Annotated in this window: 28 protein-coding genes and 1 riboswitch; of the genes, 9 read left to right on the top strand and 19 right to left on the bottom strand. The window is 62.9% G+C overall.

Annotated elements, in window-relative coordinates; all coding sequences use genetic code 11:
* Both G8O24_RS44650 and bfr read left to right on the top strand, forming a co-directional pair.
* A partial coding sequence (locus G8O24_RS44650; protein WP_244646234.1) for a bacterioferritin occupies positions 1 to 227 on the top strand: 227 nt, incomplete at its 5' end.
* Between the two features lie 132 nt (positions 228 to 359).
* Positions 360 to 848: a bacterioferritin gene (gene bfr, locus G8O24_RS36970; protein ID WP_011089420.1), complete on the top strand. Its 489-nt coding sequence runs from the start codon at positions 360 to 362 to the stop codon at positions 846 to 848.
* 73 nt (positions 849 to 921) lie between these two features.
* Here the strand turns inward: bfr and G8O24_RS36975 are convergent, their stop codons facing one another.
* From G8O24_RS36975 to G8O24_RS36985, 3 genes are all read right to left on the bottom strand, one after another.
* Positions 922 to 1,524 (bottom strand): pyridoxamine 5'-phosphate oxidase family protein, encoded by a 603-nt coding sequence (locus tag G8O24_RS36975; protein ID WP_188107449.1) that lies wholly within the window; start codon positions 1,522 to 1,524, stop codon positions 922 to 924.
* Between the two features lie 77 nt (positions 1,525 to 1,601).
* On the bottom strand, positions 1,602 to 1,946 hold the full coding sequence (locus G8O24_RS36980; protein ID WP_188107450.1) for a hypothetical protein: 345 nt from the start codon (positions 1,944 to 1,946) through the stop codon (positions 1,602 to 1,604).
* A gap of 141 nt (positions 1,947 to 2,087) precedes the next feature.
* A complete protein-coding gene (locus tag G8O24_RS36985) occupies positions 2,088 to 3,149 on the bottom strand; it encodes an alpha/beta fold hydrolase (RefSeq protein WP_188107451.1) in 1,062 nt (353 codons plus the stop codon).
* Between the two features lie 350 nt (positions 3,150 to 3,499).
* Between G8O24_RS36985 and G8O24_RS36990 the strand changes: the two genes are divergently transcribed.
* Positions 3,500 to 3,766: a DUF2277 domain-containing protein gene (locus tag G8O24_RS36990; RefSeq protein ID WP_188107452.1), complete on the top strand. Its 267-nt coding sequence runs from the start codon at positions 3,500 to 3,502 to the stop codon at positions 3,764 to 3,766.
* Positions 3,767 to 3,854: 88 nt separating this feature from the next.
* Positions 3,855 to 4,070 carry a hypothetical protein gene (locus G8O24_RS36995; protein ID WP_188107453.1) on the top strand — a complete coding sequence of 72 codons (216 nt, stop codon included), beginning with the start codon at positions 3,855 to 3,857 and terminating at the stop codon, positions 4,068 to 4,070.
* Between the two features lie 5 nt (positions 4,071 to 4,075).
* On the opposite strand, the gene G8O24_RS45290 is transcribed toward G8O24_RS36995, so the two are convergent.
* A complete protein-coding gene (locus G8O24_RS45290; protein ID WP_188107454.1) occupies positions 4,076 to 4,600 on the bottom strand; it encodes a collagen-like domain-containing protein in 525 nt (174 codons plus the stop codon).
* A 157-nt stretch (positions 4,601 to 4,757) separates the two neighbouring features.
* On the opposite strand from G8O24_RS45290, the gene G8O24_RS37005 reads away from it, so the two are divergent.
* The gene (locus tag G8O24_RS37005) at positions 4,758 to 5,033 is read left to right on the top strand and encodes a hypothetical protein (protein ID WP_188107455.1); all 276 of its coding nucleotides are present in this window, start codon (positions 4,758 to 4,760) and stop codon (positions 5,031 to 5,033) included.
* On the opposite strand, the gene G8O24_RS37010 is transcribed toward G8O24_RS37005, so the two are convergent.
* Together G8O24_RS37010 and G8O24_RS37015 are read right to left on the bottom strand one after the other, a co-directional pair.
* Entirely contained in the window at positions 5,030 to 5,278 is a 249-nt protein-coding gene (locus G8O24_RS37010) for a helix-turn-helix domain-containing protein (protein WP_188107456.1), read from the bottom strand. The genes G8O24_RS37005 and G8O24_RS37010 overlap by 4 nt on opposite strands.
* A 216-nt stretch (positions 5,279 to 5,494) precedes the next feature.
* A complete protein-coding gene (locus G8O24_RS37015; protein ID WP_188107457.1) occupies positions 5,495 to 6,262 on the bottom strand; it encodes an SDR family NAD(P)-dependent oxidoreductase in 768 nt (255 codons plus the stop codon).
* 111 nt (positions 6,263 to 6,373) lie between these two features.
* Between G8O24_RS37015 and G8O24_RS37020 the strand changes: the two genes are divergently transcribed.
* Positions 6,374 to 6,859: a J domain-containing protein gene (locus tag G8O24_RS37020; RefSeq protein ID WP_188107458.1), complete on the top strand. Its 486-nt coding sequence runs from the start codon at positions 6,374 to 6,376 to the stop codon at positions 6,857 to 6,859.
* An 8-nt stretch (positions 6,860 to 6,867) separates the two neighbouring features.
* On the opposite strand, the gene G8O24_RS37025 is transcribed toward G8O24_RS37020, so the two are convergent.
* The 4 genes from G8O24_RS37025 to G8O24_RS37040 all read right to left on the bottom strand — a co-directional run bounded on the left by G8O24_RS37025 (position 6,868) and on the right by G8O24_RS37040 (position 8,883).
* On the bottom strand, positions 6,868 to 7,503 hold the full coding sequence (locus G8O24_RS37025) for a hypothetical protein (protein WP_188107459.1): 636 nt from the start codon (positions 7,501 to 7,503) through the stop codon (positions 6,868 to 6,870).
* A gap of 94 nt (positions 7,504 to 7,597) precedes the next feature.
* Positions 7,598 to 7,849: a hypothetical protein gene (locus tag G8O24_RS37030; RefSeq protein WP_188107460.1), complete on the bottom strand. Its 252-nt coding sequence runs from the start codon at positions 7,847 to 7,849 to the stop codon at positions 7,598 to 7,600.
* 242 nt (positions 7,850 to 8,091) lie between these two features.
* Complete coding sequence (locus tag G8O24_RS37035) at positions 8,092 to 8,352, bottom strand: hypothetical protein (RefSeq protein WP_188107461.1); 261 nt, start codon at positions 8,350 to 8,352, stop codon at positions 8,092 to 8,094.
* Positions 8,353 to 8,499: 147 nt separating this feature from the next.
* A complete protein-coding gene (locus G8O24_RS37040; protein ID WP_188107462.1) occupies positions 8,500 to 8,883 on the bottom strand; it encodes a RidA family protein in 384 nt (127 codons plus the stop codon).
* 491 nt (positions 8,884 to 9,374) lie between these two features.
* Here G8O24_RS37040 and G8O24_RS37045 point away from each other — a divergent pair, with 491 nt between their 5' ends.
* Positions 9,375 to 9,809, top strand: coding sequence for a hypothetical protein (locus G8O24_RS37045; protein WP_188107463.1), 435 nt, complete (start codon positions 9,375 to 9,377; stop codon positions 9,807 to 9,809).
* A 135-nt stretch (positions 9,810 to 9,944) separates the two neighbouring features.
* On the opposite strand, the gene G8O24_RS37050 is transcribed toward G8O24_RS37045, so the two are convergent.
* Complete coding sequence (locus tag G8O24_RS37050) at positions 9,945 to 10,406, bottom strand: hypothetical protein (protein ID WP_368736643.1); 462 nt, start codon at positions 10,404 to 10,406, stop codon at positions 9,945 to 9,947.
* Between the two features lie 95 nt (positions 10,407 to 10,501).
* On the opposite strand from G8O24_RS37050, the gene G8O24_RS37055 reads away from it, so the two are divergent.
* Positions 10,502 to 11,230 (top strand): SDR family oxidoreductase, encoded by a 729-nt coding sequence (locus G8O24_RS37055; RefSeq protein ID WP_188107464.1) that lies wholly within the window; start codon positions 10,502 to 10,504, stop codon positions 11,228 to 11,230.
* A gap of 120 nt (positions 11,231 to 11,350) precedes the next feature.
* Here the strand turns inward: G8O24_RS37055 and G8O24_RS37060 are convergent, their stop codons facing one another.
* From G8O24_RS37060 to G8O24_RS37070, 3 genes are all read right to left on the bottom strand, one after another.
* Positions 11,351 to 11,863, bottom strand: coding sequence for a mismatch-specific DNA-glycosylase (locus tag G8O24_RS37060; RefSeq protein WP_188107465.1), 513 nt, complete (start codon positions 11,861 to 11,863; stop codon positions 11,351 to 11,353).
* Between the two features lie 55 nt (positions 11,864 to 11,918).
* The gene (locus tag G8O24_RS37065) at positions 11,919 to 12,968 is read right to left on the bottom strand and encodes an ATP-binding protein (RefSeq protein ID WP_188107466.1); all 1,050 of its coding nucleotides are present in this window, start codon (positions 12,966 to 12,968) and stop codon (positions 11,919 to 11,921) included.
* Between the two features lie 81 nt (positions 12,969 to 13,049).
* The gene (locus G8O24_RS37070; protein WP_188107467.1) at positions 13,050 to 13,256 is read right to left on the bottom strand and encodes a hypothetical protein; all 207 of its coding nucleotides are present in this window, start codon (positions 13,254 to 13,256) and stop codon (positions 13,050 to 13,052) included.
* Positions 13,257 to 13,480: 224 nt separating this feature from the next.
* On the opposite strand from G8O24_RS37070, the gene G8O24_RS37075 reads away from it, so the two are divergent.
* A complete protein-coding gene (locus tag G8O24_RS37075) occupies positions 13,481 to 13,801 on the top strand; it encodes a hypothetical protein (RefSeq protein WP_188107468.1) in 321 nt (106 codons plus the stop codon).
* A 66-nt stretch (positions 13,802 to 13,867) separates the two neighbouring features.
* Here the strand turns inward: G8O24_RS37075 and thiC are convergent, their stop codons facing one another.
* The 5 genes from thiC to G8O24_RS37100 form a co-directional block, all read right to left on the bottom strand.
* Positions 13,868 to 15,766, bottom strand: coding sequence for a phosphomethylpyrimidine synthase ThiC (gene thiC / locus G8O24_RS37080; RefSeq protein WP_188107469.1), 1,899 nt, complete (start codon positions 15,764 to 15,766; stop codon positions 13,868 to 13,870).
* A gap of 263 nt (positions 15,767 to 16,029) precedes the next feature.
* Complete coding sequence (locus tag G8O24_RS37085; protein ID WP_188107470.1) at positions 16,030 to 16,638, bottom strand: thiamine phosphate synthase; 609 nt, start codon at positions 16,636 to 16,638, stop codon at positions 16,030 to 16,032.
* Positions 16,625 to 17,407 carry a thiazole synthase gene (locus G8O24_RS37090; RefSeq protein WP_188107471.1) on the bottom strand — a complete coding sequence of 261 codons (783 nt, stop codon included), beginning with the start codon at positions 17,405 to 17,407 and terminating at the stop codon, positions 16,625 to 16,627. The genes G8O24_RS37085 and G8O24_RS37090 overlap by 14 nt, the downstream gene beginning before the upstream one ends.
* Positions 17,408 to 17,597: 190 nt before the next feature.
* The gene (thiS, locus tag G8O24_RS37095; RefSeq protein ID WP_188107472.1) at positions 17,598 to 17,795 is read right to left on the bottom strand and encodes a sulfur carrier protein ThiS; all 198 of its coding nucleotides are present in this window, start codon (positions 17,793 to 17,795) and stop codon (positions 17,598 to 17,600) included.
* 7 nt (positions 17,796 to 17,802) lie between these two features.
* Positions 17,803 to 18,813, bottom strand: coding sequence for an FAD-dependent oxidoreductase (locus G8O24_RS37100; protein WP_188107473.1), 1,011 nt, complete (start codon positions 18,811 to 18,813; stop codon positions 17,803 to 17,805).
* Positions 18,801 to 18,929: riboswitch (TPP riboswitch) on the bottom strand. It overlaps the preceding gene by 13 nt.
* Between the last annotated feature and the right edge of the window lie 5 nt (positions 18,930 to 18,934).

Genomic DNA, 18,934 nt, shown 5'->3' on the forward strand with positions numbered 1-18,934 from the left:
CCGCCGTCGCCGAGTCCGACGATGCTGTGCGCCATGCCAAGCAGGTCTATGGATGCCTCGGATGCAGCGCTGAATGCGGCCGCTGCGCTCGCACCATCAAGACGATCATCGATGAAGCGCTTGGCCCCTGTGCCGAGTCCTGCTGCGCTGGTTGCCCGCACGGCCACACAGTGGCTGCGAACGACGAGATCGCCGAACCCGCGCAGTTTGCCCTCGCGGCCTGCTGAGAACTTCCGCAATCCCGGATGAGCTTTTCCCCGGCTGCGTCCTCGTAGCCGGTTGCCGTCTCTCTTAATCTCATTTAGAAGCGTTCTAAAGTCGGATAAGGCCGATTTGAACTGCAAGATCTGGAGTGAACCATGCAGGGCGACGCAAAAGTCATCGACTATCTCAACAAGGCGCTGCGTCACGAACTGACTGCGATCAACCAGTACTGGCTGCACTATCGCTTTCTCGACAATTGGGGCCTCCTGGACATGGCCAAGGTCTGGCGCAAGGAGTCCATCGAGGAGATGGAGCACGCCGACAAGCTCACCGCGCGTATCCTGTTCTTCGACGGTTTTCCGAACATGCAGGTGCTCGATCCCCTGCGCATCGGTCAGAACGTCAAGGAGATCATCGAGTGCGATCTCGCCGCCGAGATGAGTGCGCGCGCGCTCTACCAGGAAGCGGCGACCTACTGCCATGGCGTCAAGGATTACGTCACGCGCGATCTGTTCGAGAAGCTGATGAGTGACGAGGAGCACCACATCGACTTCCTGGAAACCCAACTCGACCTGATCGGCCGCATCGGCCTCGAGCTCTACACCCAGAAGCACGTCGGCGGGCTCGAGGGCGAAGGGCACTGAGCTCCAGCGTCAAGCTCAGTCGCACATTTAAAAGCCGTCCCGGTCTTGCCGGGACGGCTTTCTGGTCGCTCCCCTAAAGCTGCGTCTTGTAACGCTCCTCCACGATCTCCTGGCTTTCGGGCTCGCCGAGGCTGGTCTGGTCGTGGATGACCTGGCTGATGCTCGGCATCACCGAGCGTTGCACCTTCTCCGGCGACCACAGCTTAGAGCGCATCAGCGCCTTGCCGCAGTGGAAATAGACTTCGCTGACCGCGACGTTCAGCACCGCGCGCGGCGGCTTGCCGAACTCGACCATCGACGCCAGCAGATCCGGATCGGCCGACAGCGTGCCGCGTCCGCCGACGCGCAGCGTCTCGTCGATCCCAGGCACGAAGAACAGCAGATGCACGAAGCCGGAGCCCTCGACGACATTGCGAAAACTGTCGATGCGGTTATTGCCGGCGCGGTCGGGCATCAGCAGCTGATTGGGGCCGGCGACATGGACAAAGCCGACGCTGCCGCCGCGTGGTGAGGCATCGACGCTGCCATCGGTGCCCGACGTCGCGAGCACGCAGAACGGCGACATCTCGATGAACTTCTTCGCATGAGCATCGATCGCGGGACGCGCTTTCGCGATCACGCGCGGGGTTGGCTTCGCATAGAGGGTGGCGAGGTCTTCGGCGCAAAGGTCGGTCAATGGCGTGCCTCCGGATGAGTTCAGCGATCAAACTACCCGATCGGCCAGTGTCCGCCAACGAAATCCGGCTCGACGCGTTAAACCGCGTCCGCCGGCACGAAGCAACTGATGATGATGGCACCGCGGTGGTGGACGTACCACACCACGGCTTGTCCAACCGGATTGCCGCGATCGCGGATGATGGCGCGCTCTGGCACCTCCATCCATTGTCCTTCGATTGGCACCCAATAGCTGCCTCTGCGCACGTCGTAATCGGTGCGATGACCATCCGAGATGTCGCAGCAGGGCACGCCGTTCGGCGCGATCACGCTCTTGAACCACGCCCGGATGTCGGGCGGAACGCCGTCATACTGACCATTGTCGAACGCGAGCGCGGTGCCCGTCATCGCGGCGAGCCAAACGCACAGCGCAAATCGGTGCATGCAGGTCCTCCTCATCGCGTTTCGATTCGTATCGTTGACGGGATTAAGCCCGAGCTGTCGGCTCATTGCATGCTCAAATAATATGCGGCGCCGATGCGCCGCATATGATGCGTTGCGATATCGGGGCAGCTCCGATGCTGCCTACATCGTGCGCTGCGGCGCGGTTTGCAGCAATTGTCTGACCTGCTCGCTGTAGAACTTTGCATTGCCGGTCGTGCCGTGGCCGCGCGTCTCGGTGCTTGCAGGGATGAGGTACAGCTTGCCGTTCTTAACCCGCTTCATCGCGGCATCCGTGATGCCGGTCTCGGGCGGGTTACGCTCGTCGTCGGCGGAATTGATCAGCAGAAGTGAAGCCTCGATCTGCTCGAGCTTGTCGCTGGCGTTGTAGTCATGCGAGGACTCCCATTGATAGACGTAGTCGTTCGCGTCAGCAGTAATCGGCGTCGCCAGCCGCTCGTCGACGATCGTGTCGGCCTTTGCGGCGGTTGGTGCCTGCTGCTGATAGGCGAGCGTGCCGCCGATGCTGGCGATGCCGTAGGCGGTGATGGCGTATTTCATCATGCGGGGCTGACTGGTGTAATTACCGCCGTTGTAATCGGGATCGTTACGGATGGTGTCGAGCATGATCCGCCGCATCATCCAGTTGCGCGATGCCATCTCGGTCGGCTGCGAGGCCATCGGTACCAGCGCGTCCATGTCGTTCGGATATTTCTCGCCCCAGATCCAGGTCTGCATGCCGCCCATGGAGTTGCCGATGACCAGCCGCAGGTGCTTGACGCCGAGGCCTTCGGTCACGAGCCGATGCTGCGCCTCAACCATGTCGTCGTAGTTGTATTTCGGAAAGCCCGTCTTCATGCCGTCGGATGGCTTTGACGATTGGCCGTGGCCGACCGCATCGGGAATGATGATGTAATATTTGGACGCATCGAGCGGCTGTCCGGCGCCGAACATCTCGCCGGCGAAGGCAGGCGTCAACATGCTCGCGCCCGAGCCGCCGGTCCCGTGCAGCACCAGCACTGGCTGTCCGGTCGGTTCACCGACAGTCGTGTAATGAAGCCGCAGCTCGGGCATGACCTGGCCTGTGTGGAACTTGAAGTCCTTCGCAATCCAGTCACCTTGCTTCGGTGCTGGGTCATCGGCCGCTCTGGCCGACAGCGAAAACGATAGCAAAGCCGCCGCAAGCAGCGCGCCCGAGATCCTCATGATGTCCTCCCAGCTGCGGCCATTGGCATCCGGGCCGCTTCGCGCGCGATCTTATCAGGGCCACTCGAGCGATCGAGAGCGGATGTGCTGCCGGCCACCAAAACATTTCGCAGATGGTGCATCGCGCAAGCGGAATATTTCGAGAGCCGAGGCGTGGGAAGGTTGTTCAGTGCTTCCGGGGGGAATCCGAGCGCGTAGCAGCGCCGGTAGATCGCCTTGTTCGAGCGGTTCGGCGTTTCAATTCCGTTCTGACGCGGCCGCGCCGGATGACGATGACAGCGGCAAGCCCGGCATGTAGCATCCGGCCTCCGCCGAACGTCCTTGAACAGGATCGCTGCCAGGAGGAACTTATGTGCCGCAACATCAAGACGCTGTTCAATTTCGAGCCGCCGGCGACGGAAGACGAGATCCACGCCAGCGCGCTCCAGTTCGTGCGAAAGCTCTCCGGCTTCAACAAGCCCTCGCAGGCCAATGAGATGGCGTTCGACCGCGCCGTCGCCGAGGTCTCGGAGGCGGCGCGAAAATTGCTGATCTCGCTGCAGACCCATGCGCCGGCGCGCGATCGCGAGATCGAAGCGGAAAAGGCACGGGAACGCTCGCGACAACGCTTCGGGTAGCCAGCAGGCTCCGTGATCTGGCTCACTGAAGAAGCAACTTCAGCGCGCGATGATATCCGCCGGGGTTTTGACAACCCGGAGCTGGATCATGAGCCGCCCCCTTCTACCGCTGAAAGCAGGTGCCATCGTCTTCACGCTGTTGTGGACTGCGTGGATGATGTGGTGGAGCGGCTCGTTCTCGAGCGCCAACGTGGCGGTTCTTGCGTTTTGCGGTGCGGCAGTCGGCTATCTCTGGTACCGCGCCATGCGCTGGCAATTGGAGCGCATGGGCATGCTGCCGCGGCATCAGGATCCGGCGAAATAGACGCGCTAGTCCTTGTGGCCGTGCTTCTTCTTTTTCCTCTTTTTCCTGTGCGCGTCGCCTTCGCCGTCGTCGCGTTCGCTGGCTTCGCCGGACGAGGCATTGTCGGCCTCGTGCACGGCGGCCTCTAACGCGGCGCGCTCGGCAGCCTCCTGCTCACGCTGGCGGCGGCGTTCGTCCCAGGCATCGAAGAGCTGATCCAGCCAGGGCAGCACCTGTTCGATCGACGGCAATTGGCCGGGTGGACCGGCTTCGCCGCGCGGGCCTTGAGGACCGATGGGGCCTTGCGGCCCAGCGGGGCCTTGCGGTCCCACTGGTCCCCGCGGACCAGCTTCGCCTGGCTTGCCCGGCAGACCGGGCTTGCCCTGCGCTCCCGCTTTCCCGGCCGGTCCCGGCTTGCCCTGGGGACCCGGCTTGCCACGCGCACCGTCCGGACCGCGCTTGCCCGGATGACCCTGCGGCCCCGGCCGTCCCGGCTCGCCTTGCCGTCCGCGCGGGCCCTGAGGTCCCGGCCGTCCCTGATCATCTGCCACGCCGCTGCTCCTTCTCTCGAACGCAAGCTACTTAGCGGCGTTTGACGACAGCAGCAATTCCGCCCGCGCATCCCGGCTGGCTTGATCAACATCAATCGGCGTCACGGGGCGCCGTGTCATTGATGACTTGCAGCCACAAGCCTGCGAGGAGCAACCGATGCGCGCAGCCTGGAAAATCTTCGGCCTGTCGGCGATCGTTCTCGCGGTGGCGCTCGGCCTTGCTCATCTGCTGGTGCCCGATGTCGTGCCGGTCGGCTACGCCGAAGAGCCACAGGCATCGTGGGCGATCCTGACGGCCTTCGTCTTGCGCGCGATCGCGCTGACCGCGGCCTGGGTCGCGATCATCACGTTGTCGCTGCTCGTGGGCGTCAAGCTGTATCAGATGGTCTTCCGCGCTGGCGGCGCGAGGAATGATCGCGCCATTACGCGCTAGTCCTGATAGGCCGGCACCTCGATGCCGGAGGCTGCGTAGAGTCTGATCTTGTTGCGCAGCGTGCGCACCGACAGGCCGAGCACGCGCGAGGCGCGTGTGCGGTTGCCGTCGCAGCGCGCGAGCGTCTGCAGCACGAGCTCGCGCTCGACCTCGCCGACGGTCGCGCCGATCAGCAGTGGAACGATCTCGTTGGGTGCAAGGAATTGAGCGCCCTGCTCGGGCGCCGCGACATGAACAGTGGTCATCAACACACTCCCCGATCAACGCCCGCTTCCATCGTTGGAAGCGGATCGAGAACAACCGACCCCCAAGCCGAATATCCTAAGCCGTAGAGCTACGGTGGGCGGGTTTGGTTAATGAAAGGTTAATTGCGGGGACTTGCACGAATTGACCTTGAGAATGCCGCCGCGGTGCCGCGATTGGCACGAGATGCATAGCGAAGTGGCCGCATCTCGTGCGGTTCACACCGTGCGATATCCACCGTCCACCATCACGATCGTTCCTGTCACGTAAGACGACAGGTCCGAGGCGAGGAAAATCGCGGGGCCCACGATGTCCTCGGGCTTGCCGGTGCGGGCGAGCGGGGTGTGGTCGATGAAGGCCTGTACCAATGCCGGATTGGTGGCGCGCACATTGGCGTTGATGTTGGTTTCGATGAAACCCGGGCCGATCGCGTTGACGCGCACGCCTTCCTTGCCGAGCTCGACCGCGAGCGCCTTGGTGAAGCCGAGCACACCGTGTTTCGAGGTCGTGTACGCCGCCGAGCTCGGCGTGCGCAAATGCACGAAGGACTGGATCGAACCTATATTGACGATCCGGCCCTTGGCTGCACGCAAGGGCGCGAGGAAGGCCTGGGTGACGTTGAACACGCCGTTGAGGTTGAGGGAGATGATGTCGTTCCAGTCCTTCGCCACCGTCTCGGTCTCCGCGGTGAAGGCATTGCGGCGGGTGATGCCGGCATTGTTGACGAGGATGGAGACCTGCCCGACCTTGTCGGCGACCTGCTTTGCCAGCGCGAAGCAATCCTCGCGCCGGGTGACGTCAAGCGCAAAGCTCGTAGCCTTGCCGCCGGCCTCGCGGATCTCCTGCGCGGCTTCCGCGACCGTGTCGGCATTGACGTCGAGCAGCACCGCTTGCGCGCCCTCGCGGGCGTAGCCGGCGGCGATCGCCCGGCCGATGCCGGAACCGGCACCCGTGACGACAGCGATGTGGTTTGCGAGCAATGCCATGGCAATTTCCTCCCGGATTCGTTTCTAAGTTTCATGAAAGGCTAACCCGAAATTAAGGGGTCGGAAACGGCGGCCTTGGCATACTGATCTTGATTGCTAAACGTTGCGCGCATGATGGAACGACTTGAATCCTGGAAACTGGCGCTCGAGCGCCTGCGGTCGGCGGAAACGGTCGATTGGCCCGAAGCCGGCCGGCTGGTCGCCGAGATCATCAGGATGAGCACGGACGCCACGCTGCGGCAGGCGGCCGAGCAGGCGCTCCCGGTGCTGCGCCAAGCCGCCGACAATGACGATCACGGCGTGACGCTGGCGGCCCGGCGCCGCGTCGGCGTGATCCTCGATGTCGTCCATGATCTGACCGCGCCGCGCTTCGGCCGTCGCAACGCCGCGCCGAAGAAGCTGTCGAGCGAGGATCGCGCCCGCAAGATGCTGGGGCTGCCGCTCGCGGTGCAGCTCACCTGCGAGGACATCAACCAGGCCTATCGCCGCGCCGCCAAGGGCATGCATCCGGACCAGGGCGGCAGTGCCCAGGCCTTCATCGACCTCTCCGCCGCGCGCGATGTCCTGATTCATCCCGGCGCGCACAAGGACGCCTGAAGCCGCGCTCAGCTCCTGTTCACGCAGCTCGGATAGGGCGCGGCTTCGCCCGGCATGATCGGGCAGAGGTCGATCGGGCCGAGATCGCGCAGGCGCGCGTCCCAGCTGACGTCGTTGACCTGCGGGTCGTCGCTTTCGGGGCCGCGCTCGGCCCATTGGATGGTATAGTAATCGGTCGCGCCTTTGAGCGTGATCAGGAGCGCGGTCTCGCTGTGCCGCGTCGGGCCGCTGTCGATGCGGCCGCAGCCGATCACCGCAACGAAGCCTTCGAAGCGGCCGAATGTTTTCTCGCCGAGCGGCCTCGCCGCAAAACTGTCGGGGCAGGCCGATTTGAAGCCGCCTGCGATCGTGCTCGCGAACATCTGCGGCGATGCGCCCGGCGTCAGCGTCATGCCCTTCTCGCCGGTGACCGTGATCATCTGCGTCCAGCGCTCGGGCGTCTCGCCCTGCAGCACCGCTTCGCGGATGTAATGGCCGCCCTTGGTGTTCTCGAACACCACCGTGAAATTCGACGGCATCGCGAAGGAGACGAGCTGGCCGAAGATCGGCGAGATCACGCGGACGGATTGCGGGGCTTGCGCCTCTGCGGCCGCGGCGAGCAGGAGCGATGCGGCCCAAATGGCTGTCGTCGTCGTCGCGCGCATCGACCTGCTCCGGATTCAGCGAGGCAAAAAAACGGCCGGGCAAGGATGCTAGCATCGCATCCTTGCCCGGCGCTGTCGTCCGCCGATCGAAATCTTACCAGCTGCAGTGGCCGGCCTTGAGCGCGTGATCCTTCAGCGCGAGCGCGTCGAGGAAGGTCGGCACCGAAGCGCTGGCGCGATGATAGCCGGCCGGCCACGGCGTGGTCGGGATGCTCTCGTCCCAGATCTGGCACACGCCGCTGTCGTGCCAGCGGATCAGGTGATAGCCGGCCTCGGCCGGGCTCGCGGCAACGAAGGCGGCAGCGGCAAGACCGGCGGCAGCGCAAAGCATGGAAAGACGACGCATGGATCAGCTCCTCAAATTGAAAGATGTGATGCGCCTCCCGGCAATGACGGGGAGGGGTGGTGCGGGGCGCTTCCTCAGCCTGCGCCCCGGACAAGAGGTGAGTAGTTGCGTATCCGGATCAGGTTCAAATCGCGCAGGCGGGAAATGATGGAATTTGCGGCAAAAGCCCGGGGCGGCGGCGCAAGAGAAAAGGGCGGGCTGCTCGCGCAACCCGCCCTTGAACGACTGAGGCCGTGGCCTTCTCAGAGCGTGCAGCGACGCTCGGCGCGCAGCTTGATCTGGAGGTCGGAGGCCTGGGTGAAGGTCGGGAGCGGCTTGCTGACGACCTTGTAGGTCGAGGCGCCCCACTGGAACGGCTTGTACCTCAGGTCTTCGTTCCAGACCTGGCAGATGCCGGTGTTGTCCCAGCGGATCACGTAATAGCCGGCCTTCGCGGAGGCGGGCACGGCGAAGACGGAACTGGCGATGCCGGCAACGGCACAAAGGGCGAGAACGCGACGCATGAAAAATCTCCTGGTGGGGAAGGGTGAGGGCGAAAACTCGTGCGGGAAAAACAGCCCCTTTGCAAGCCGGGGGCAGCCGGCTTTCACGGACATGTCAGACCAGGGCGGCCACTTGATTCGGCTGCGTGCCCTGCAGGACACACCGGCTCACTTCGAAAGCGAGGCCACCGCCTCGATCTCGATCAGCATCTTCGGATCGGGCAGCGCCTGCACCACGCAGGTGGTGCGTGCGGGGTAGGGCGGCGGACCGAAGGCGCCGGCATAGAGCGCGTTCATGGCGGCGACGTCGGCGGCGCGGGTCAGGAGCACGTTGACCTTGACGAGGTCGCGCATGGTGGCGCCGGCCTCGTCCAGCACACGCGTGATGTTGACGACGACATTGGCGAACTGCGCCTCGAACCCGTCAGGCAGCGCGCCATGCGCGTCGAAGCCGGGAATGCCGGAGACGAACAGCAGATCGCCGACGCGGGTCGCAAAGGACAGCGGCGGCGCCTTGACATGCGGCGGAGGTGCGAAGTGCTGGATCGGCATGGCGGCCTCGGATGCTGATGGAGCCTTGCGGCAAGCGTAGCGCTGTGCGCGGCCTGCTCCAACAGGAAACGCGAAAACAACCCCACGCACAGTAGGAATGATTGGCAAAAGCGGAATTCGGGAAGGCAGAAATTTTTGTTGATCCGTCGGGCAAAACAGGAGTAGGATGGCATCGTGGGATTATGCGGGGGCGCGCGGAAAGTGATGCTTGCTTCGCCTCTCCCCGCGTGCGGAGAGAGGCCGGAATTTGCGAGAGCAAATTCCGGGTGAGGGGCAGTCTCCGAGAATCCAATTGTCGCCGTCTCGTGGAGACTCCCCCTCACCCCAACCCTCTCCCCGCAAGCGGGGCGAGGGGGCGCACCGTGCAAGCCGGTCGAGCCGTACCCCGCACGCCTCAGCGCGCCCCATCATGTTGCCGCCGTGATCGATCGGATAAATTGCGGCTGCTGATTCGTTTTATCTCCCTTGAAAAATAGCCCCGGAGACGCCCCATGAAGATTGCTTCCACCTTGCGTGCCGCGCTCGTCGCCATTGCCGCGCTCGCCGGCCTCTCGACCGCGGCGCAGGCCGATGGCGGCACGGTGGTGCTGACGATCTACAAGGCGGGCTGGATCATCGGCGGCTCCGGCGGCTCGGGTGTCCTGAACTTCCGGGGCCGCTCCTATGCGCTCTCGACCGGCGGGCTCGATTACGGCCTCGTCTTCGGCGGCTCCAAGACCGTGCTGCGCGGCCGCGTCTCCAATATCAACAGGCCGTCCGACGTCGCCGGCGTTTATGGTGCCGCCGGTGCCGGCCTTGCCGTCGGCCGCGGCGCCCGCGCCATCGTGCTGACCAACCAGAAGGGCGCAGTGCTGGAACTGTCGGGCTATCAGACCGGCCTGATGGCGAATGCGGATCTCAGCGGTCTTGCGATCACGATGCGGTAGAGCACGGGGCCGTAGGGTGGGCAAAGGCGCAAAGCGCCGTGCCCACGACCTCTCTCCATCGCGGCAGATGGTGGGCACGCTTCGCTTTGCCCACCCTACGAGACCGATGACTCCATTTGCATCGAGACAATCATGTCAGCGTGTCGGCGCATCGGCCCGCTTGTCGGTCGTGCTCGCCTGCGCGCGTTTTCCCGCGCGGATCATCAGGAACGACCCTGATGTGCCCGGCAGCCGCCAGCGCCCGTCGATCTCGGTCGCTTCGCCATTCATGATACCGTCGTACTGGACGATGCCGAAGCCGTAGCCGGGCGGCTCGTAGCGCTTGACGAAGGACACGACGCTGCCGGCGCGATGGCCTGATATCGAGGAATTGTGGGTGCGTACCGGGCAGCGCGGATTGGAGCAGGGTTCGGTGACACTGCCGGAGAGCGCGCCGCCGGCTTCGATCAGCGTCGCCGTGAACGTCACCATGCCCGTGCCGGGCTGAATGTAAGTGCCGTCCCAGACACCGGAGAGATCGTCGCTCATGGCGGCGGCTTCCTCGACATGATGTGCGCCGGTTGCGGCCTGGCTGTCCCACGTTCCAGGTTGTTCCACTCGAAGTCGTATCGCTGCTGCAACGCGCTTGCAATAGTCCCTGCGCGACGTCTCTTTCCAGCTATACTACCTGCTCTCAGCGAAATGGTGATGTCATGGGAAACGAATTGAAAGGCAAGGTTGCGGCCGTGACCGGGGCCGCCTCGGGCATCGGCCTCGCCAGCACCGAAGCGATGCTGGCCGCGGGAGCGCGCGTCGTGATGGTCGATCGCGACGAGGCCGCGCTGACGGCGCTGCGCAACAAGCATGGCGAGGCGGCGATTCCGCTGATCGTCGACCTGCTCGATCCCAAGGACTGCGCAACGCTGCTGCCGCGCGTGCTGGAGCAGGTGGGCCGGCTCGACATCCTGCATGCCAATGCCGGCAGCTATGTCGGCGGCGAGCTCGTCGATGCCGACACCACTGCCATCGACCGGATGCTGAACCTCAACGTCAACGTCGTGATGAAGAACGTGCACGACGTGCTGCCGCACATGATCGCGCGCGGCAGCGGCGACATCATCGTCACGAGTTCGCTGGCGGCGCATTTCCCGACGCCATGGGAGCCGGTCTATGCCTCGTCGAAATGGGCGATCAACTGCTTCGTCCAGACCGTGCGACGCCAGGTCTTCAAGCACGGCATCCGTGTCGGCTCGATCTCGCCCGGCCCCGTCGTCACCGCGCTGCTGGCGGACTGGCCGGCCGAGAAGCTGCAGGAAGCGAGGGATTCGGGGAGCCTCTTGGAGGCGAGCGAGGTCGCCGAAGTCGTGATGTTCATGCTGACCCGCCCGCGCGGCATGACCATCCGCGACGTGGTGATGATGCCGACGAATTTCGATCTTTAGGAAGCTCTCGTAGGGTGGGTTAGGCGAAGCCGTAACCCACCACTTTGATCTCCGCGGCGAAAGAAGTGGTGGGTTACGCCGAGCGGCCCGCGCTTCGCGCAGCCGCACAGCTAACCCACCCTACGCAGCAATCCACGCCGCCAGTTCCCGCCACGGCTCCAGCGTCCAACTCCCCGACGCCGCACCCGACGGCGACGGCAGCACGAAGATCTCCGGCAGACGCTCATCGCGCTCCTGCCGCCCCAGCGCAATCGCGGCTGACGGCTTGCCGTAAAACAAGCTCGCCGCCTTCTTGCTCGTGAACGCAATCGTCCGCGGCCGGTACTTGTCCATCTTCGCCCTGAAGCCCGGCACGTCAATCGTCTCCGCCGCGATCTGATGATCCATCCCCGCGCCCGACTTGGAGAGATCGGTGAACCCGATGCCGAGCGCGATCAGCGCCGCGAACTCGCCGGGCTGATAGAGTCGCGGCGTGATCCCGGCCTCATGGATCGCGCGCCAGAAGCGGTTGCCGGGATGGGCGTAATAATGCCCGAGCTCGGCCGAGCGCGTCGAGGCGGCGGTGCCGACAAAGACGAGGCGGAGGTCCTTCCGGAGCTGGTCGGGGAGGCGGTGCAGGGTGGGTTTGGGCAAGTCGAGTCTGAGGCGCCTAAGGACAAGCAAGGATGGATTACGCGATAGCCATTTGTTAGCTGGGCTTCTCAATTGTGACTTTCCACCATTCCTTCCTTTCGGATGGCACAATGATCTGGTGACGCCTTGGCAAGCACGACATATCGAACAGTTCGTCCTCTTCTTCGATTCTCGAAGTCGAATTGAATACGATTTTTTCCGCTGTTCTCATCGAGCTCTCGCTCTTCAATGCGCGACGAATTGTATCTAGCGCTTCCTTCTCTATGAGAGTGACTGCAGGAAAGTGCTTCTTTATCAACATGCATGCCAAATCGTCGTATTCTGCTTCCGTCTGCTCGCCCAGAAGCTCTTCGCAAATTGGAGGAATGCGAAGGACACTATCTATCCTATCCAGAAAATCAGGGAGTTTCTGTTTCGCGAATTCAGCGCCTGAATGGCGGTCGTCAAACTTTTCTTTCCAAAGCTGGAAGTAGAGGTCGTATTGAACGGGCTTAGATTTCTTTGCTAATCGCGTTACAGCCTCCTTAGATTCGGCTTCCAAGCTTAGACCGCTTCCGGCAAAGAAGAATATGCACTTTCCAAGGAAGAACTTTTCCTTGCCAACATAGAAAGTGCCGTCCCACATTGGCGCGAGAAATTTCGAGTAGACATTCGCGACGTCTGCAATACGAGCGTCAATCTCGTCAAAAAAGACGACAGGAATCTTTCCTTCAAGGTTTAGCGATTGGACGCGCTGAAAGATCTTAAACAATTCGTCCGCGCTTTCGAGAGACGCGATATAGGTCTCTTCAAACGAAACTTGTACTGCGGTATTCTTGTCCGTGATTGAATTGATGATCTGTTTTATCAAGAAGCTTTTGCCACTCCCTGGGGGCGCTGCAAGCAAAACATTCAGCGGTCTCCTGGCGGTTCGCTTGTTTATGTAAGTTTCGATCTGATCACGAACGTCGCGAACATGAGCAAGAAATCCATGGTTGCGAGTGACGTAATTGGCAAACGCGGGAGATATTGTCTTGGCCTCGCCGATGATGGCTTGCCTTGAGCCAACATTTAGCTCGATTTCACGAACTGAGGGATTGGGGCTGGGGCTCGTCTCGTCGCTCATAATAATTTCCGAGAAAATAAAAAAGGGCACGCTACTTATGGTAGCATGCCCTCATAATATTTCAGCTAAGTCAAGCGATCCTTAGCCGGCCATTACAATCTTGATGTCTTCATCCTTGTTTTGATCGCGAATAATGACTGTGCGGTCTTTGCTGGCGGGAGCCAAAGTTCGAACTAGGGCTAGCGCGCTACGTACTGCGGCAGCGCTACTTCGCGTACCAAAGAACTCCTTCAGCTCCTCTATTGCCTTTTCGGAGTTCTCGTCGAGCTGAAAGGTTAATTGGGACATGGAAGTTCCTCCAAAAATGAATGTCGTCGTGCCACAGGTGCATCGATACCCCCCGAATTGGCGGTGCATTATGGTTATACAGCAATTGGGTGGAACGTCAAGGGTTTCAACATCAATAGTGGATTATTTTTGGGTTGAAACCAACTGGAAATATAGTATATGTACACGCAACGTTGAAGGGAAAATTGAATTTAGGCGGTCGCTAAAACGGGACGGAGACAACCTTGAGTCTCTTAAACATAAGCGAAAACAATGATTTAAGTGTGGAATTGAGCGGAATGGCGGCCATCCAATGGCAGCAGACCGCGCAGCTGCGACGTAGGAACCCTCGGATCGACCAATATATGTCGGACGTGCAAAAATGGGCTCGTCGCCAGAATCTCGGCTTGATTGCGAGTCAGCCGAGCGGTTCCGGAGATCGTACGGTTCAATTTGCCTATGAGGGCATCGCGAAAATGATGTTCTTTGTGGAGGCAAATCGACTCGTCATCGTTTGGCTCTTCGAATTCCTTCGCGACCGAGACGAAGACCAAAGAATCCATTAGAGGGACAAGATGTGACGGGTCACGTGAGCAGCCCGTCACTATTTTGTGTAGCGAACGAGTGTCTCCTCACAGCACCCGATTGCTCTCCTTCACCTTCTCCGCATCCAGATACAGGCTCTCGCCCATCTCCTTGAACTTCGCGCTCATCTTGGCCATGCCGTCTTCGGCGGTCCCGCTCATCGACATCCCCACGCTGTTCGGATCGTTCAGCGTCGCCGCATAATCCCGGACGTCCTGGGTGATCTTCATCGAGCAGAATTTCGGGCCGCACATCGAGCAGAAATGGGCGACCTTGTGGGCTTCCTTCGGCAGGGTCTCGTCGTGGAAGCTCTTGGCGGTATCAGGATCGAGGCCGAGGTTGAACTGGTCGGTCCAGCGGAATTCGAAGCGGGCGCGGGAGAGGGCGTCGTCGCGCAGTTGCGCGGCGGGGTGGCCCTTGGCGAGGTCGGCGGCGTGGGCTGCGATCTTGTAGGTGATGACGCCGGTCTTGACGTCGTTGCGGTCAGGCAGGCCGAGATGCTCCTTCGGCGTGACGTAGCAGAGCATGGCGCAGCCGAACCAGCCGATCATGGCAGCGCCAATGCCCGAGGTGATGTGGTCATAGCCCGGCGCGATGTCGGTGGTCAGCGGTCCAAGCGTGTAGAATGGGGCTTCGCCGCACTCCTTGAGCTGCTTGTCCATGTTGATCTTGATCTTGTGCATCGGCACGTGGCCGGGGCCCTCGATCATGACCTGGCAGCCCTTGTCCCACGCGATCTTGGTCAGCTCGCCGAGCGTCTCCAGCTCGGCGAACTGCGCGCGGTCGTTGGCGTCGGCGATCGAGCCCGGACGCAGGCCGTCGCCGAGCGAGAACGAGACGTCATATTTGCGCATGAGATCGCAGATCTCGTCGAAATGGGTGTAGAGGAAGCTCTCCTTGTGATGCGCCAGGCACCACTTCGCCATGATCGAGCCGCCGCGGCTCACGATGCCGGTGACGCGGCTGGCGGTGAGGTGGATGTATTGCAGGCGCACGCCGGCGTGGATGGTGAAATAGTCGACGCCCTGCTCGCACTGCTCGATCAGCGTGTCCTTGTAGAGCTCCCAGGTCAGCTTGACCGGATCGCCGTTGCACTTCTCCAGCGCCTGATAGATCGGCACCGTGCCGATCGGCACCGGCGCGTTGCGCAGGATCCACTCGCGCGTGGTGTGGATGTTGCGCCCCGTCGAGAGGTCCATCACGGTGTCGGCGCCCCAGCGGATCGCCCACACCATCTTCTCGACCTCTTCCTCAACCGACGACGTCACCGCCGAGTTGCCGATATTGGCGTTGATCTTGGTCAGGAAGTTGCGGCCGATGATCATCGGCTCGAGTTCGCTGTGGTTGATGTTGGAGGGGATGATGGCGCGGCCGCGCGCGATCTCGTCGCGGACGAATTCAGGCGTGATGAAGGCGGGCACCGCGGCGCCAAAGCTCTCGCCGTCGGCGAGCGCGGCTTCGGCGCGCTCGAGCTGCTGCTTTCGCCCGAGATTTTCGCGCGCGGCGACGTAGATCATCTCCTTGGTGATGATGCCGGCGCGGGCGAATTCGAGCTGGGTGATCTTGTGGCCGTCGAGGCCGCGCAAGGGCTTGTGATAGGCCGAGAAGGCGCGCGCGGCGTTGTCGGTGGAGACGCTGCCATTGTCCTCCGGCTTGATCTGCCGGCCCTCATATTCCTCGACGCCGCCGCGCTCCAGCACCCATTGCTTGCGGCCCCGCGGCAGGCCGGCATTGACGTCGATGGTGACGGAGGGATCGGTGTAGGGACCCGAGGTGTCGTACACCGGCAGGTTCGGCTCGCCGGCGCCTTCGGACAGGATGATCTCGCGCAAGGGGACGCGCAGATCGGGCGCGGCATCGGGCGATGCGAAGATCTTTCGCGAGGAGGGGAGCGGGCCGGTGGTGACGGCGGGGATGGTTTTTTCGGGGTTGGAGCGGATGTTCATGGGATCCTCCGTTGAATATGATTATCGCGTCGTCGCGTTCTGCTCGTCATCCTGAGGTGCGAGCACTTGCGAGCCTCGAAGGATGGAGCCGGGCCGTCGCCCTTCGAGGGCCGCTGAAGAAGCGGCCACCTCAGGGTGACGGATGACAGTTTTTTGCTCCGTCATTGCGAGGAGCCCTTGCGACGAAGCAATCCAGACTGTCTCCGTGGAGGGACTCTGGATTGCTTCGCTGCGCTCGCAATGACGAGCGGAGAGAGTTTCGGTCACGCCGCCTCCCTTGACTCGCCTAGCCACTGCCGCACGCGGGCATCGGGGTCGGCGTTCTGGGTGACGTCGGACACCACGGCGATCGAATCTGCGCCCGCGGCAAAGATCTCCGCGGCGTGCTCGAACTTGATGCCGCCGATCGCAACCAGCGGGATGGCGCCGATGCGCTTCTTCCATTCCGTGATCTTGGGAATGCCCTGCGGCTCGAAGCGCATCGATTTCAGCGTGGTGAAGAAGATCGGGCCGAGGGCGACATAATCTGGCTTGGCTTCGAGCGCGGTCGCAAGCTCGGCGTCGTCATGGGTGGAGATGCCGAGCGAGAGGCCGGCCTCGCGGATCGCCTTGAGGTCGGCCTCGGCGAGGTCCTCCTGGCCGAGATGCAGATATTTGGCACCGGCGACGATCGCCGCGCGCCAATAGTCGTTCACGACCAGCTTGGCTTGCGTCCCTTGCGTGATCGCCAGCGCTTCGGTGACGATCTGCAGCGCTTCGGCGTCGTTCAGATTCTTCGCGCGCAGCTGAATGGTACCGACGCCGAGCTCGGTCAGGCGCTCGACCCACGCCAGGCTGTCGACCACGGGATAGAAGCGATCAGGATACGGCATGCCAGAACGGGGTCCCAACGACAGGGGTGGACGGAGAGGCGAAGTCGCGGGCGTTCATCAGCCCGGCCTCAAATGCGGTACGGCCGGCCTCGCAGCCGAGGCGGAAGGCGTTGGCCATCGCGACGGGATCGGCGGCTTTTGCAATCGCGGTGTTGAGCAGCACGGCGTCATAGCCGAGCTCGAGCGCTTCGGCCGCGTGGCTCGGTGCGCCGAGGCCGGCGTCGACCACCAGCGTGATGTCGGGCAGGCGCTCACGCAAGAGCTTCAAGGCGTCGCGGTTGATGATGCCTTTGGCGCTGCCGATCGGCGCGGCCCACGGCATCACCACCTTGCAGCCGGCATCGACCAGGCGATTGGCGACCGAGAGGTCCTCGGTGCAATAAGGAAACACTTCAAACCCGTCCTTGATCAGGATGGTGGCGGCTTCGACGAGGCCGACCACGTCCGGCTGCAGCGTGTCGTTGTCGGCGATGACCTCGAGCTTGATCCAGCCCGTGCCGAACAATTCGCGCGCGAGCTTTGCGGTGGTCACGGCCTCGCGCACGGTGCGGCAGCCGGCGGTGTTCGGCAGCACGGAGACGTCGAGCTCGCGGATCAGCTTCCAGAACGCGTCCCCGGTCTTGCCGCCGGCGGATTCGCGGCGCAGCGAGACGGTGACGATGTTCGCGCCCGAGGCGCGGATCGCCGACTGCATGATCGCAGGCGAGGGATAGAGCGCGCTGCCGATGAGCAGGCGGGAGGCGAAGGTTTTGCCGTAGAAGGTCACCATGTCCTAATTTCCTTGCAGGCAACAGGCGCGGGCCGTCATCCTGAGGTGCGCGCTCTTGCGCGCCTCGAAGGATGACAGAGGTGTGCGCGGCCATCCTTCGAGGCGAGCCGAAGACGGCTCGCACCTCCAGCGACGAGCGCTGCGCGCTCGCGCGGGGATGACGGCGGAGTTCGTGGCGGTAGGCATCACCTCACCCTCCCTGCCGCGGCGTGATGATCTCGATCTCGTCGCCGGCCTTCAGGCTCGTCTCGGCCCAGCGGCTCTTGGGCACGACGTCGTAGTTCAGCGCGATGGCGTAATGCGTGCCCTCGTAGTCGAGCTCGGAGAGCAGTGCATCGACGCTCGCTGAACTGATCTCGCGCTGCTCGCCGTTGACGATTACAAGCATTGCACGATCACCCGCATTGCATCACCTCGTTGTCGATCTGGCCGCGCTCGACGAAAGCGAGCGTCAGCTCGGCCAGCGCGGGGGCGATCAGGAAGCCGTGGCGGTAGAGCCCGTTGACGCTGATCTTGCCGCCGCGCACGCCGATGCGCGGCAAATTGTCGGGAAAGGCCGGGCGCAGGCCGGAGCCTAATTCGACGATGCGGGCCTCGCCAAAGGCCGGGTGCACCGTGTAGGCGGCGCCGAGCAGCTCCAGCGCCGAGCGGACGGAAACGCCGGTGTCCTCGGCCTCGATCGAGGTCGCGCCCAGCATGAACATGTTATCCTCGCGCGGGATCACGTAGAGCGGCCAGCGCGGATGGATCAGCCGCACCGGACGCGCAAGCTGCACCTCGGAGGTCTCGATCAGGATCATCTCGCCCTTGACGCCGCGCAAGTTCGGCTGCTCGTCGCGCGCAGCGATGCCGCGGCAGTCGATGACGATGCCGTCAATGTCTTCCTTCGTGACATCGCTGCCGAACTTGATGGTGCCGCCGGCGGCCCTGATGCGCTCATGCAGCTTCGGCAGCACGCGGCGCGGCTCGACATGGCCTTCAGTGGGGAAGAACAGCGCATCGCGGAAGCGGCCCTCCAGCGACGGCTCGAGCTCCGCAAGGCTCGCGGCATCGAGCCGCCGGTGGCCCTCGGTCATTCGAGCGAAGCGTTCGAAGTCGTTGCGCTCGCGCGGATGCGCCACGACGAGCGAGCCGTTGAAGGGCGCATCGGGCAGCTCGCGGCGCCAGATGTCGAGCGAGCGCAGGCCGAGCCGGCTGATGATGGGCTCGGCGATTTCCGCCTCGCAATAGGGCGCGAGCATGCCGCCGGCCCAGTGGCTGGTGGCGTCGGTCATGGCGGCGTCACCACGCTCGTGGAGCGTCACGGTGTGGCCGGCCTGCGCGAACAGCAGCGCCTGCCAGGCCCCTGCGATGCCTGCGCCGATGATGGATACCGGGGAATCCGGTCGCTTGGTGGTCTGCAACATCCCTGTCCCTTCGCCGGCATGACCCGGATCAGGTTCAAAGGGTCACCGCGGTCCTGGGCGGTATTGCCCATTTAGCGGTATCTCAGCTCCTCCTCGGAGCACCCCTCGGAACGGCTCTAAT

Origin of the sequence: Bradyrhizobium campsiandrae (assembly GCF_014529705.1) — a bacterium.
GTDB lineage: Bacteria > Pseudomonadota > Alphaproteobacteria > Rhizobiales > Xanthobacteraceae > Bradyrhizobium > Bradyrhizobium campsiandrae.

Bases quoted from the DNA above. Each gene is read 5' to 3' on its own strand.
- G8O24_RS37025 (WP_188107459.1), bottom strand. From the start codon at position 7,503: ATGCGCGCGACGACGACGACAGCCATTTGGGCCGCATCGCTCCTGCTC.
- G8O24_RS37030 (WP_188107460.1), bottom strand. From the start codon at position 7,849: ATGCGTCGTCTTTCCATGCTTTGCGCTGCCGCCGGTCTTGCCGCTGCC.
- G8O24_RS37005 (WP_188107455.1), top strand. From the start codon at position 4,758: ATGCGCGCAGCCTGGAAAATCTTCGGCCTGTCGGCGATCGTTCTCGCG.
- thiS (WP_188107472.1), bottom strand. From the start codon at position 17,795: ATGCTTGTAATCGTCAACGGCGAGCAGCGCGAGATCAGTTCAGCGAGC.
- G8O24_RS37100 (WP_188107473.1), bottom strand. From the start codon at position 18,813: ATGTTGCAGACCACCAAGCGACCGGATTCCCCGGTATCCATCATCGGC.
- G8O24_RS37010 (WP_188107456.1), bottom strand. From the start codon at position 5,278: ATGACCACTGTTCATGTCGCGGCGCCCGAGCAGGGCGCTCAATTCCTT.
- G8O24_RS37045 (WP_188107463.1), top strand. From the start codon at position 9,375: ATGAAGATTGCTTCCACCTTGCGTGCCGCGCTCGTCGCCATTGCCGCG.
- G8O24_RS37070 (WP_188107467.1), bottom strand. From the start codon at position 13,256: ATGTCCCAATTAACCTTTCAGCTCGACGAGAACTCCGAAAAGGCAATA.
- G8O24_RS37085 (WP_188107470.1), bottom strand. From the start codon at position 16,638: ATGCCGTATCCTGATCGCTTCTATCCCGTGGTCGACAGCCTGGCGTGG.
- G8O24_RS37015 (WP_188107457.1), bottom strand. From the start codon at position 6,262: ATGGCATTGCTCGCAAACCACATCGCTGTCGTCACGGGTGCCGGTTCC.
- bfr (WP_011089420.1), top strand. From the start codon at position 360: ATGCAGGGCGACGCAAAAGTCATCGACTATCTCAACAAGGCGCTGCGT.
- G8O24_RS37035 (WP_188107461.1), bottom strand. From the start codon at position 8,352: ATGCGTCGCGTTCTCGCCCTTTGTGCCGTTGCCGGCATCGCCAGTTCC.
- G8O24_RS37055 (WP_188107464.1), top strand. From the start codon at position 10,502: ATGGGAAACGAATTGAAAGGCAAGGTTGCGGCCGTGACCGGGGCCGCC.
- G8O24_RS37090 (WP_188107471.1), bottom strand. From the start codon at position 17,407: ATGGTGACCTTCTACGGCAAAACCTTCGCCTCCCGCCTGCTCATCGGC.
- G8O24_RS36980 (WP_188107450.1), bottom strand. From the start codon at position 1,946: ATGCACCGATTTGCGCTGTGCGTTTGGCTCGCCGCGATGACGGGCACC.
- G8O24_RS36985 (WP_188107451.1), bottom strand. From the start codon at position 3,149: ATGAGGATCTCGGGCGCGCTGCTTGCGGCGGCTTTGCTATCGTTTTCG.
- G8O24_RS37065 (WP_188107466.1), bottom strand. From the start codon at position 12,968: ATGAGCGACGAGACGAGCCCCAGCCCCAATCCCTCAGTTCGTGAAATC.
- G8O24_RS36990 (WP_188107452.1), top strand. From the start codon at position 3,500: ATGTGCCGCAACATCAAGACGCTGTTCAATTTCGAGCCGCCGGCGACG.
- thiC (WP_188107469.1), bottom strand. From the start codon at position 15,766: ATGAACATCCGCTCCAACCCCGAAAAAACCATCCCCGCCGTCACCACC.
- G8O24_RS37020 (WP_188107458.1), top strand. From the start codon at position 6,374: ATGATGGAACGACTTGAATCCTGGAAACTGGCGCTCGAGCGCCTGCGG.
- G8O24_RS36995 (WP_188107453.1), top strand. From the start codon at position 3,855: ATGAGCCGCCCCCTTCTACCGCTGAAAGCAGGTGCCATCGTCTTCACG.
- G8O24_RS37040 (WP_188107462.1), bottom strand. From the start codon at position 8,883: ATGCCGATCCAGCACTTCGCACCTCCGCCGCATGTCAAGGCGCCGCCG.